Origin of the sequence: Shewanella goraebulensis, assembly GCF_030252245.1 — a bacterium.
In the GTDB taxonomy this organism is placed as follows: Bacteria; Pseudomonadota; Gammaproteobacteria; order Enterobacterales; family Shewanellaceae; genus Shewanella; species Shewanella goraebulensis.
In genome coordinates this window covers 1,865,075-1,877,461 of the sequence record NZ_CP126972.1, presented here as the reverse complement: position 1 = coordinate 1,877,461, position 12,387 = coordinate 1,865,075, and the positions used below count along the sequence as shown (strand labels likewise).

Sequence of the window (12,387 nt, the reverse complement as noted above, 5' to 3'; positions counted from 1 at the left end):
TTTCCCCCCAAGGAAATAGCAAAAAATCTTGAAAAAAATCCAACAAAATCCCTTACAAAGTTAATTGCAAGTTCACAGCAGTGCAGGAGTAAAGAACCACTTGGCTAGTGAATCCCTAGTGAGAGACTAGCCAAGTAGCAAGGTTAGTTATGAAACTGGACAGGTAATCGTGGCGTCATCTGCCGCATTTGGAACGATTAATAAATCACTGAAGTTAATTTCAGCTTTACCATCGGTTGCCAAATAGAAAGGCGTATTAATATTACCGAAGTCAACTTGCTGGTTAGCAAAGCATTTCAAATCAACACTAATGGTTTGCCAATCACCAACTGAAGAATTTAAAGCACCAGCAATATCAACATCTGCGCGGCAATCTCTATCACACGCAACACCCAGCATGACAGGTTTTTCAACCTTATTGGTGGTTTTGATTAATACAGATAAGGCAGCATTACTGTTTGAATAAGCTCGTAAGTCACGCGGGAAGTTACTGATTAAGCCAACAAAACCCAGACCTGTGCCGTTAAAGTTAACCAAACGAGCATCTTCTTGAACAGCTTTATCAAAGGTTCTTAGGGTCAATGCATCATTCTGTTGAATACTGCTACTTACAGTGTCCATTGTGCTCTCAGTACCAATAATCAATTTCCATGGCGCTTTCACTGCACGTTCAAATAAAGCTAACGGCTCAAGTTTGGCTTCAGATGCAAAGTTATCTTCTGAAAGACTATCGGAAACTTGGCTTTTTTCACCGTATTTAAGACCATATCCATAGGCAAATAATGGCTGGTAATTTTCATCATTCACATTGACTGTGGTTTGCTGCGGTGTCGTTGGCCATGAGAATGAAAGCTTACCGACAAAGTCAGCATTCACTTTGCCATCAACATTTGAAAATAATACTTGAGCAACACCGTCACCTTCAGTACCCGGTAACCATGCAGCAACAAAGGCATCTGATGCATTCAATTCAGGGTTAACCCACATAGGGCGACCACTGATAAAGACTGAAACAACTGGAATACCCTGTGACTTAAAAGAGTTTAGCAAGGCTAAATCACGCTTATCACCTCGCTGATATTCAAGGTTATCAATATCACCGTTACCTTCAGCGTAGGGCTCTTCACCAAATACTACAATCGCAACGTCGGGTTTATTCACAGCTTCAAATTGGCCATCAACACTTAACCAAGCTTGTCCGCCAGCCGCATTGACTGTTTGCTCAATACCAGCATAAATAGACGTTGCGCCAGGGAAGTCTTCGTTTAAGTTATCCGTTCCCTGCCAAGTAATACTCCAGCCACCTGACTGTTTACCAATGTTGTCCGCAGCATCACCAGCAACAAGAACCTTAGAATTAGGTGCTAGCGGTAAAATATTAGCGTTATTTTTCAATAGCACTAATGATTCACGCACTGCTTGTCTTGCGACATCACGATGTGCTTTGGCGCCAATTAATTCAGTTTTACCTGAAATAGCACGGTTAGCTGGGCTTGGTTTTTCAAATAAACCAGCGCGGAACTTAACTCTTAAAATACGGCGAACCGCGTCATCAACTCGAGCTTGAGTAATTTCACCGCTTTTTACTTGTGCAATCGTGTTTTCATATAATGGCTTCCAAGCACTTGTTGGTACCATAAATACATCAAGTCCTGCATTAGCAGCTTGGGCACATGATTCATTGGTACAACCATCAACTTGTCCATGACCATTCCAATCACCAACTACAAAACCATCAAAACCCATTTTATCTTTTAGGACATCATTTAGCAGATACTTCTCGCCGTGGATTTTTTTACCTTGCCAACTGTTAAATGAGGCCATTACAGTTTGCGCACCAGCGGTTAATCCACCGACATACCCCTGAGCATGAATATCAAATAACTCTTGTTCAGAGTCCATGTTCTGGCCTTGATCGATGCCCTTCTCGGTACCGCCATCACCTAAAAAGTGCTTAACGGTAGAAATAACATGTTGATCAGATAAAAAGTCATCACCAACCTTACCCTGTAAACCTTCTACAATTGAGTGCGAATACGCTTTCACAATGCGAGGATCTTCTGAATAACCTTCATACGTTCGTCCCCAGCGATCATCACGTACCACTGCAACCGTTGGTGCAAACACCCAATCAATACCGGTAACCATCACCTCTTTTGCTGTAATCGCGGCAATGTCACGGATTAAGTCAGGGTTATTAGCTGCACCTAGACCAATGTTATGGGGGAATAAAGTCGCCCCAATCACGTTGTTGTGGCCATGTACCGCATCCGTTCCCCACATTGTTGGAATCGCTATGCCATCAACACTGTCGTCAATGGATGCTTGATACATATCTTCAGCAAGCTTGATCCAGTCAGCTGGAGTTGCATGCTTATCATCATTTGGATATGCTCCGCCGCCATTTAAATATGAACCAAAACCATATTTGCGCATATCTTCAACAGTGATATCGCGAATTTCAGGTTGGATCATTTGGGCAATTTTTTGCTCTAAGGTCATCTTTTCCATTAGCTTAGAAATACGTGCTTCTAATTCAGCGTCTTTCGCTAACGGAATATCTAAAGTAGGCCAAATATCAATATTATTTTCCATTGTGTTAGCAGCTTCATTGGTTTCTGTAACTTTCACTACCACTTGTTTATCTGACTCAACTTCAGTTGGGATAGCCTTTTTATCATCATCCGAGCAAGCAGACAGTCCAACCAATACGGCGATGATTTGCAGTGGCAACGTTAATTGCTTCCTTGCGATAACCCTATTTGCCTTTTTCATAAATTTTGCCTTATCTATTCTTTTAGTAATGTCTAAATTTGATTGCCTGAATGAATTCACGATGTCAGCCACTCAGTTAAAACTTAATTAAACCGCTTGTTGTGGACGCTTGGCTTTACTGCCCACTAAACCGTAATAAGCGATAAATGCATAACAAACTAGCGGTAAAATAAATGCCAATTGAATACCAAATGAATCAGCTAGCATGCCTTGCAGTAACGGCACGATTGCTCCGCCCACAATAGCTAAACACAACACACCTGAGCCCTGACTAGTATGTTGTTTTAAATCAGCCAGCGCTAAACTGAAAATCGTTGGGAACATAATGGAGTTACATAATCCAACTAATAATAATGCCCACATAGCTGTGGTGCCTTCTGCAAGCATTGCTACTGCAACTAACAGCACTGCACACGTCGCGTTAAATGCCAGTACTTTACCTGCAGCAATTTTCTGCATTACTAACGCCCCAATAAAACGACCAACCATAGCGCCGCCAAAGTAGTATGCGATGTACTTGGCTGCTTGTGCTTCAGTAAAACCGCCAATGTCAGGTTGGGTTAAAAAGTTAATTAAAAAGCTACCTATACCGACTTCAGCACCGACATAAACAAAAATACCCACTGCACCTAATACAAGATGAGGATATTTCCACGCACTGCCTGTTGCTGTTGAATCTGTGTCAGCTTTTTGCTCATTAATACCCAGTACTGGTAGTTTAAGAACGAAGAAAATAATCGCTAACACACATAATGCGCCAGCTAACATTAAATAAGGCACTTGCACTGTACTGGCTTGATGAACAGCTTCAACCGTTGCTGTTGACACTGCCGAATCAGCCCCTCCTGATTCTGAGCCATGACTCATGTTGCTTAAAATAAGGTAACTACCGAAAAATGGCGCGACCGTTGTACCTAAGGCGTTAAAAGCCTGGGTCATGGTCAATCTTGATGAAGCCGTTTCAGCAGGCCCAAGTGCACTGACATATGGGTTTGCTGCGACTTGTAAAATAGTAATCCCTGCAGCAAGAACAAAAAAAGCGCTCAAGAACATCCAATAAGATGCGTAACTTGCTGATGGATAGAACATCAAACAGCCAACACAGGCAATGGCAAGCCCAGTAACAATGCCCTTTTGATAGCCAATTTTTCCGACAAGATGCCCTGCTGGAATTGATACAATAAAATAAGCACCAAAGAAGCAAAATTGCACTAACATGGCTTGGGTATAGCTTAATTCGAACATATTTTTTAAATAAGGAATTAAGATGTCATTTAAGCAGGTTAGAAAACCCCACATAAAAAATAGTGACGTTAATGCCATCAGGGCAAATTTGAAATTCCCCGTTTGATGAACACTTCCCATTTCAGCAGCATCTGCATTTACCGGTGCGCTAGCCATGACATTTCCTCTTTAATTATTATGTATTTATGGTCAAAGACTATCTAAACACGCTTGTTCTACACCTTTTGTAGTACACAGATAGGCTGTTTCGAGAATTATCTAAATCAATTATTGACCTTTTGTTAATTAATCACTAGTCTCGATGTAAGCGCTTTCATTTTTAACATACCGATAACGAAAGTCAACGATTTTTGTTAGTAAAAATTGTAACAGCACTTCAATAACAGCTTGAGTTTCAGCTATTGGAGTTGAATTGACAGGAATACGTCAGAAACATATTAAGTGAATAATAAATATGAAAATATCTTTACCATCAGATTCTAAAATGCACTCAAAGGATTTTACTTTTGGGGTTGCTACCGCCTCTTTTCAAATTGAAGGAGCGGCAGATTCTCGCTTACCTTGTATCTGGGATACCTTCTGTGCGACGCCACAAAAAATTCGTGATGGTTCTGACGGCAAGCAAGCTTGTGAACATGTGGCATTATGGAAAAATGATGTTGAGCTTATCCAGTCATTGGGCGTTGATGCTTATCGATTATCAATCTCTTGGGGACGCGTGATTAATCAAGATGGCAGCCTGAATCAAGAAGGTGTGAGCTTTTATACCAAGCTAATGGACGAACTCATCAGCCGTGGTATTAAAGTATACGCAACCCTCTACCATTGGGATTTACCACAACACATTGAAGATCAAGGTGGCTGGCTTAACCGCAACACTGCTTATCTTTTTCAAGACTATGCCGATAAAATAACGCAAGCTCTAGGTAACCGTGTTCATTCCTACGCCACATTGAATGAGCCTTTTTGTAGCTCTTACTTAGGATATGAAATCGGTATTCATGCTCCAGGGCTTGCGACTAAAGCATTCGGACGTAAGTCAGCTCACCATTTATTATTAGCTCACGGTCTTGCGATGGAAGTTATTCAAAAAAATAGCCCTGACTCTTTAAACGGTATCGTACTCAACTTCACCCCTTGTTATGCCTATTCAGATAGCCCCGCAGATAAAAAGGCTGCTCAAATCGCTGATGACTACTTTAACCAGTGGTACATGAAACCCATTATGGATGGTGAGTATCCAGCCATCATTAATGACTTTGATGATGGTGACAAACCTAATATTGAACCTGGTGATATGGATATTATTAGCCAGCCAATTGATTTCTTGGGGATTAACTTTTATACCCGCGCTGTATATCAAGCCTGCAGTGACAATCAATTTGTCCAAATAGACATGAAAGATGCCCCTAAAACCGATATCGGGTGGGAAATTTATCCAGCCGCTTTCACTGACTTATTAACTAGCTTACATAACACCTATACATTGCCGCCAATTTACATCACAGAAAATGGCGCAGCGATGGACGATAAAATTGTTGATGACGCTGTAAATGATTTAGACCGACTTGAATATTATCAAGCGCATTTAAATGCGGTTAATGATGCTATGGAGCAAGGTGTTAAAGTAGATGGTTATTTTGCTTGGAGCTTAATGGATAATTTTGAATGGGCTGAAGGCTATTTAAAACGCTTCGGGATAGTGTATGTTGACTATCAAACTCAACAACGCACCATTAAGCGAAGCGGATTAGCTTATCGTGATTTTATTAGCCAAAGAGCTAAATAATTACTACCGGCACCAATCAGCACAGGTATGTGCTTGATACCCTACTTTATACTTTAAAAATAATAATGACCCGAAAGAGGTTCGCATGATTAGCATTAAAGAGAAAATAGCCTATGGATTAGGTGATACAGCCAGTAATATAGTGTTCCAAACAGTAATGTTGTTTTTAACCTTTTTTTATACTGATATTTTTGGTATTTCACCTGCATTTGTCGGCACCATGTTTCTTGCCGTTCGCTTTATCGATGCGATAACAGACCCGCTAATGGGCGCATTAACTGATAGAACAGAAACCAAATGGGGTAAGTTTCGTCCCTACCTTATGTGGTTCGCGCTGCCGTTTGGTTTAATCAGTGTACTTGCTTTTACCACACCAGATTTAGCCGAAGAAGGTAAAATGATATATGCCTTCGTCACTTATACGGCATTAATGATGGTTTATACCGCTATTAATATTCCCTACTGTGCATTAGGCGGTGTATTAACTGCAGATCCTAAAGAACGCGTGTCAGTCCAATCATATCGCTTTGTATTTGCCATGATTGGCGGATTAATGGTGTCGGCATTAACTTTACCGTTAGTGGAATATTTCGGCCAAGGCGACCAAGCAAAAGGCTACCAACTTACAATAGCGGCAATGAGTGCGTTAGGCGTAGTGATGTTTGTCTTATGCTTTTTAGGTACTAAAGAGCGTTTACACCCACCTAAAGATCAAAACTTGAGCTTTAAAAGAGACTTCAAGTTACTTTGGCAAAACGACCAATGGCGCATCCTCTCAATTGCCGCAATTTGGCTGTTATCGGGTATGGTACTTAAAACCAGTTTAGCGATTTATTACGTTAAATATTATTTGCATATGCCTGACTCTATCACTCTCTTTATTACCTTAGGTATGATTGGTAACATTTTTGGTTGTATTTTAGCTGAGCCATTAGCTAAACGGGTTTGTAAAGTCAAAGCCTACATTACGATTCAATTTATCGCTGCAGCCCTCTGTATTGCTGCTTATTTTGTCTCAGGTGATCAAGTTGAAATCGCTTTTGCCTTATTTATATTGTGGGGCTTTACCTTCAATATGGGCACGCCACTGCTTTGGGCTAAAATGGCTGATGTTGTTGATTACGGCCAATATAAAACCGGCGTTAGAATAACCGGAATGATTTATTCATCGGTGATTTTCTTTATCAAATTAGGTGTCGCAATTGGCGGGGCAGCTGCAGGTTGGTTACTAGCGTTATATGGTTATCAAGCCGATGTTGAACAAACAGCAGCGACTCAGCAAGGTATTTTAATTTCATTCACTATCTACCCTGCTGTAGGTTCTATTATCGTAGCAATAGTGATGAAGTGGTATAAATTAGACAATAAACAAGTTGAAGAAGTGCATGCAGCAATAACTCAATAAACAGATACTTATTGCTTAAGAATTTCTTATGAACTATTCAAAATTGTATATAGTTAACGGTTTTATGGCCTGATACAATTTATACATTCAATAGAAAAAACTATTTAACAGTTAAGTTGTTTCATTATTCTTCGCTGTTTAAGACTTTTTTTTAATGATTATGCTAAATAGTTCATGCTAGTCTAACCGACGTTTTGATTTTCATAAGCTAAACAGTATTAAATAGGGATATATGGCGACAATATACGACGTATCAGTCTTAGCTGGCGTATCACTGGCAACCGTTTCACGCGTGATGAATAACAACACCAAGGTCAGTGAAAAAACCAGACAAAAAGTGATGAGTGCGATGGATCAATTGGGTTACCGCCCAAATACCATTGCTCAATCACTTGCGTCTAGCCGCTCTAATAGTGTTGGCGTTCTTGTCTCGCAACTTGACGGTCCATTCTACGGTCCGATGATGACCGAAATTGAGACAGCCCTTCGTGCAGGTAATAAGCACGTTATCATTGCAGCAGGTCACAGCGACGAATCTCAAGAAAGAGACGGTGTAGAGTTTTTAATTAGCCGAGGCTGCGATGCATTAATTCTAGATGTTGAAGCCGTTGATGATGAATACCTCATCAAGCTTCACCAAGGTAATACTCCTATTGTACTCATTAACCGTTACATTGACGAAATCAGTGAGCGCTGTGTATATCTAGATAATGAGCTTGGTGGTTACCTAGCAACAAAACATATACTGGAGCATGGTCACAAAGACCTGGCCTATATTTCTGGGCCACTGTTTAAACTCGACTCGCAAGACCGTTTGTCTGGCCATAAGCGTGCTTTAGCTGAATTTAACATTGAGTTTGATCAACAGCTTTTTTACGAAGGAAACTATAAAGAGCAAGGTGGCAGTGAAGCCATGGATGCACTGTTCAAAGTTAATAAACCCTTTACAGCTGTAGTGTGTGCCAATGATCAAATGGCTTCTGGTGCTATTGCGGTTTGTCTTAAGAAAGGCATGAGTATTCCTGAAGAGCTATCGTTTGTTGGCTACGACAACATTCCTTTTCCGCAATATATCTCACCAAAACTCACCACAGTGAATAACCCAATTCATGAAATGGGTAAAATGGCAGCCTTATGGGTGCTGAAGCATATTTATAATGACCCTAAACCATTAGTTGAAAACACATTTAATCCAGCACTTATCGTAAGAGACTCTGCGACTAAGCCAATGAGTAAGTAATACTTTGATATCTTAGACTAAAGCTTAAAGGCTAACCTTTATAAGCCGTAACTTAAATATTAAGTTACGGCTTTTTATTGCCCATTTTTTTCACACTTGTTTAAGGCAAAGTACAACAATTAATTAGCAGTATTAGAGACAATAAGGCTCAAAGGTCATCTGTATCAATAATTCTTTTTAAAAAAGATCTTGTCCCACCCTTTCAAGCTTTTAAATGCCATAGCCTCTAAGACTTTTTAAGTTATTTTTCTTCTAGCTTTTCAATTAACTTTGTTGCTCATTTCCCATGTAACGTTTGGATTTGGCTTTCTATTAACTTTAATATTGCCAATTAATAGCTAATTAAGCCTATTTAAAGTAAAAAACCAATGATTCTTTGCAACTTTTGATATCTCAGATAGTTAACTTATCTCAATAAACAATGTCATTTACATGCCTACGTAATGAGCTTAATTTCGCTCATTATTCTGTTGATAAAGAACTGTTTATTTGTCATACAAAATAGGCATAGTTAACTATGTATCATGATGAAACTGTCTTTGTAACAAAATGACCTTCCTCTATCTGCAACAAAGCACCTCCCTAACCCAGATAAAACAAAAAAAATGTAAGCGCTATCACAAAATTATTTCATTTATTACTTTTATTGAAAATGGTAATTTACTTATTTTAAATAAATTATTTCAACAACTTACAAGAGTGATGATTGTGCTACCACAAAAACAAGGTTAACGGATTGTAATTTTTTGTAGTAATTATTGTTGACGCTGTTAACAAATTAATCTAGTTTTATGTAAGCGCTTACATTAACTTTTACATAAAGGCTTTTAAAAGCGTTTACAAATGATGAATAAAACACATTACGTTCATTCGTAATCCGAATAAAAAAATCAGAGAGTAGTAGCCTGAGATCTAGTCGAGGGGAGACTTAGATGAAATTTAGAACATTTAAAAAGACCAGAATTGCCACTAGTTTGTCGGTAGTACTGAGTGCAAGTACCATGATGCCAGCATTTGCAGCCGACGAAGTCGCTGCAGATGAAAACATTGAAGTACTTAAGGTCACTGGTATTCGTGGAAGCTTAATTAAATCTATGGATTTAAAGCGTAGCTCTGACGGTATCGTAGATGCAATTAACGCTGAAGACATTGGTAAGTTCCCAGACAGTAACTTAGCAGAGTCTTTACAACGTATTACTGGTGTATCAATCGACAGACAAAATGGTGAAGGTAGCCGTGTATCTGTTCGTGGTTTCGGTGCAGACCAAAACTTGGTTATGCTCAATAATCGTCAAATGCCAGTAACAACGGGTTCTCGCTCTTTCGACTTCGCCAACATTGCATCTGAAGCAATCAGTGCAGTTGAAGTTGAAAAAACTAGCCAAGCGAAAAACTCAACTGGTGGTATCGGTGCAACCATTAATGTTCTAACTCATCGCCCATTAAGCTCTCCAGGTTTAAAAGCGACCTTTGGTGTTAAAGCTGTTGATGATCAATCAACTGATGAAGGCTCAGTCACACCAGAACTTTCAGGTTTATACTCAAACACTTTTGCAGATGGCAAATTTGGTATTTCGATTTCTGCCAGTTACCAAGAACGTGAAAGTGGTAACCAACAAGCACAAGTTGGTACAGGTTGGCGTAGTTTCCCAGGTATTGTTGACCAAGACTGGGGCGGCGATAACGCTGAATGGGGTGGTGTTCCAAAAGATGACAATCAAATAAACCGCCCAGGTGAAGGAGATGTATATGCTGTTCCTCAAACCACGGTTTACCGTTTTGAAGAGCAACAACGTACCCGAACTAACGGTCAGTTAGTGTTGCAATATGAGCCTATTGACTCGTTACGTGCAACATTAGACTACACCTATATGCAAAATGATGTAGATACACAGTCACACGATGTTTCTGCATGGTTTAACTTTGTTCCAACTCAAGAAAGTACTTGGTCTGACGGCCCAGTATCTTCTCCACTGGTTTATTCTGAAACTTACCCTGATGGCGGCGCTGATTTATCAATGGCTGCGGGTGATTACGGTACCCGTGATGAAAGTGGTTCTTTAGGTTTTAACTTAGAGTGGGATGCTACTGATAACTTATTCTTATCATTGGATTACCATACTTCAGAAGCTGAACGTTCACCAAATAGCCCGAACGGTAGTAACAGTAACTTAAGTACTGCGGCATTTATTCGTACAAGCGCTGCAACTGACTTTACTGGTGATGTACCTGTATTGGCTGTTGGCGGTGGTAATGCTGTTCGCCCAGAAGATATGCGTGTAACTGGTTCAGTATTTGGTAATGCTCGTAATAAATCAGAAGTTGAGCAACTACAAATCAATGGTACTTACGTCTTTGAAGAAGCAGGTAGCATTGACTTTGGTATCGCAGCTACTGACGTAAATAATCACTCTCAATCAGTCAACGTCCAACGTAATGACTGGGGTGGTGTTGGCGCTGAAGGTGACTTCGACCCTTCTTGGTTCCCAGCAGGTAGTGTTCAAGATAAATTTGATGGGTCACAAGGTGACTTCTCTGATTATGAAGGTTCAGCCTCTATTGACCCACAAGATGTGATTTTCTTATGGGATTTTGAAGCTGTTAGAGCTCGTGCTGCAGAATTATATGGTTCAACAGCAATTGGTGATTGTGGTAATGGATTCTGTCCATCTACTGATTACGCCAGCGATACCGACCGTTTCACTCAAGAAGAATCGCAATCAGCTTATATCCAATACAACTTCGAAGGCGAATGGGGCGATATGCCATTTGATGTTCACTTCGGCGTACGTTATGAAAAAACCGATGTTGAATCTAAATCTGCAGTGTCTTCATATGACCAAGCGACTTGGATTGCTGAAACAGAAATCGCGCTTGAAAGCACGACTACAGATAACCGAGTATTTGGTACGCAAACTGGCTCTTATGATTACTTCCTACCTAGCTTTAACTTCAATATCGAAGTGGTAGAAGATGTTTACTTACGTGCAGCATATAGTGAAACTATTGGCCGTCCAGATTACACCTCGATTCAAGGTGGTACCACTGTAGGTACACTAGCAAACAGAGGCGGTGGTAGTGGTGAAAGTGGCAACCCAAGCTTATTACCACTTGAATCAACTAACTATGACTTCTCAGGTGAGTGGTACTACGCTGACGCAAGTTACGTATCTATTGGCTACTTCCGTAAAGACGTGACCAATTTTATTGATAGTAACCCTGTAAACTCTACTATTTATGAAATTGCAGATCCATCAAATGGGATTTATGTTGCAGAAGCGATTGCCGCAGGAAATGTAACAGCAATTGATCAGCGTCAGTGGATTTACGACACTTACGGTGCAACCGATCCAAATGTAACTTTAAACCCAGATAACGGCAATATTGAAATCACCGGTAACCCAGGTGACCCAAGCCTTAACTTTGTACTTACAACACCTTCTAACAGTAGCGACAGTTCTGTGATTGATGGTTGGGAGTTCGCTGTTCAGCATTTCTTCGGTGAGTCAGGCTTTGGTATGCAAGCTAACTACACATTAGTAAATGCAGGGGATTCTTATGACAATTTCAACCTAAACCGTCCTGGTGATGATCCACAAAATGTACTAACGAATATCAGTGATACTGCTAACGTTGTTGCTATCTACGAAAACTACGGTTTCTCTGCACGTCTTGCATGGAACTGGCGTGATGAGTTCTTGAACTCAACAGGTGATGGTACTGGTGCTAACCCAAGTTATACCGAAGAATACTCACAAGTTGACTTCAATATTGGTTATGACATCGCCGCAGTTGAAGGCTTAACGGTATTCTTTGAAGGGTTAAATATTACTGAAGAAAATACTCGTACACATGGTCGCTCATATAGCCAAGTACTTAACTATACCCAAACAGGAGCTCGTTACAGCCTAGGTGCTCGTTACACTTTCTAAC

Annotated in this window: 6 protein-coding genes; 4 read left to right on the top strand and 2 right to left on the bottom strand. The window is 40.2% G+C overall.

All coding sequences use genetic code 11. The features are described from left to right. Nucleotides 1–147: 147 nt before the first annotated feature. Both QPX86_RS07815 and QPX86_RS07810 read right to left on the bottom strand, forming a co-directional pair. Complete coding sequence (locus QPX86_RS07815; protein WP_285164846.1) at nt 148–2,775, bottom strand: glycoside hydrolase family 3 protein; 2,628 nt, start codon at nt 2,773–2,775, stop codon at nt 148–150. Between the two features lie 87 nt (nt 2,776–2,862). Continuing rightward, on the bottom strand, nt 2,863–4,176 hold the full coding sequence (locus tag QPX86_RS07810) for a sugar MFS transporter (RefSeq protein WP_220753361.1): 1,314 nt from the start codon (nt 4,174–4,176) through the stop codon (nt 2,863–2,865). Nucleotides 4,177–4,474: 298 nt separating this feature from the next. Here QPX86_RS07810 and QPX86_RS07805 point away from each other — a divergent pair, with 298 nt between their 5' ends. The 4 genes from QPX86_RS07805 to QPX86_RS07790 all read left to right on the top strand — a co-directional run bounded on the left by QPX86_RS07805 (nt 4,475) and on the right by QPX86_RS07790 (nt 12,386). Next, entirely contained in the window at nt 4,475–5,809 is a 1,335-nt protein-coding gene (locus QPX86_RS07805; protein ID WP_285164845.1) for a GH1 family beta-glucosidase, read from the top strand. An 85-nt stretch (nt 5,810–5,894) separates the two neighbouring features. After that, a complete protein-coding gene (locus QPX86_RS07800) occupies nt 5,895–7,214 on the top strand; it encodes a glycoside-pentoside-hexuronide (GPH):cation symporter (protein ID WP_285164844.1) in 1,320 nt (439 codons plus the stop codon). A gap of 232 nt (nt 7,215–7,446) precedes the next feature. Further along, a complete protein-coding gene (locus QPX86_RS07795; RefSeq protein ID WP_220753358.1) occupies nt 7,447–8,454 on the top strand; it encodes a LacI family DNA-binding transcriptional regulator in 1,008 nt (335 codons plus the stop codon). A 932-nt stretch (nt 8,455–9,386) separates the two neighbouring features. Then, a complete protein-coding gene (locus QPX86_RS07790; RefSeq protein ID WP_285164843.1) occupies nt 9,387–12,386 on the top strand; it encodes a TonB-dependent receptor in 3,000 nt (999 codons plus the stop codon). Nucleotide 12,387 lies beyond the last annotated feature (1 nt).

Bases quoted from the DNA above. Each gene is read 5' to 3' on its own strand.
- QPX86_RS07800 (WP_285164844.1), top strand. From the start codon at position 5,895: ATGATTAGCATTAAAGAGAAAATAGCCTATGGATTAGGTGATACAGCC.
- QPX86_RS07795 (WP_220753358.1), top strand. From the start codon at position 7,447: ATGGCGACAATATACGACGTATCAGTCTTAGCTGGCGTATCACTGGCA.
- QPX86_RS07805 (WP_285164845.1), top strand. From the start codon at position 4,475: ATGAAAATATCTTTACCATCAGATTCTAAAATGCACTCAAAGGATTTT.
- QPX86_RS07810 (WP_220753361.1), bottom strand. From the start codon at position 4,176: ATGGCTAGCGCACCGGTAAATGCAGATGCTGCTGAAATGGGAAGTGTT.
- QPX86_RS07815 (WP_285164846.1), bottom strand. From the start codon at position 2,775: ATGAAAAAGGCAAATAGGGTTATCGCAAGGAAGCAATTAACGTTGCCA.
- QPX86_RS07790 (WP_285164843.1), top strand. From the start codon at position 9,387: ATGAAATTTAGAACATTTAAAAAGACCAGAATTGCCACTAGTTTGTCG.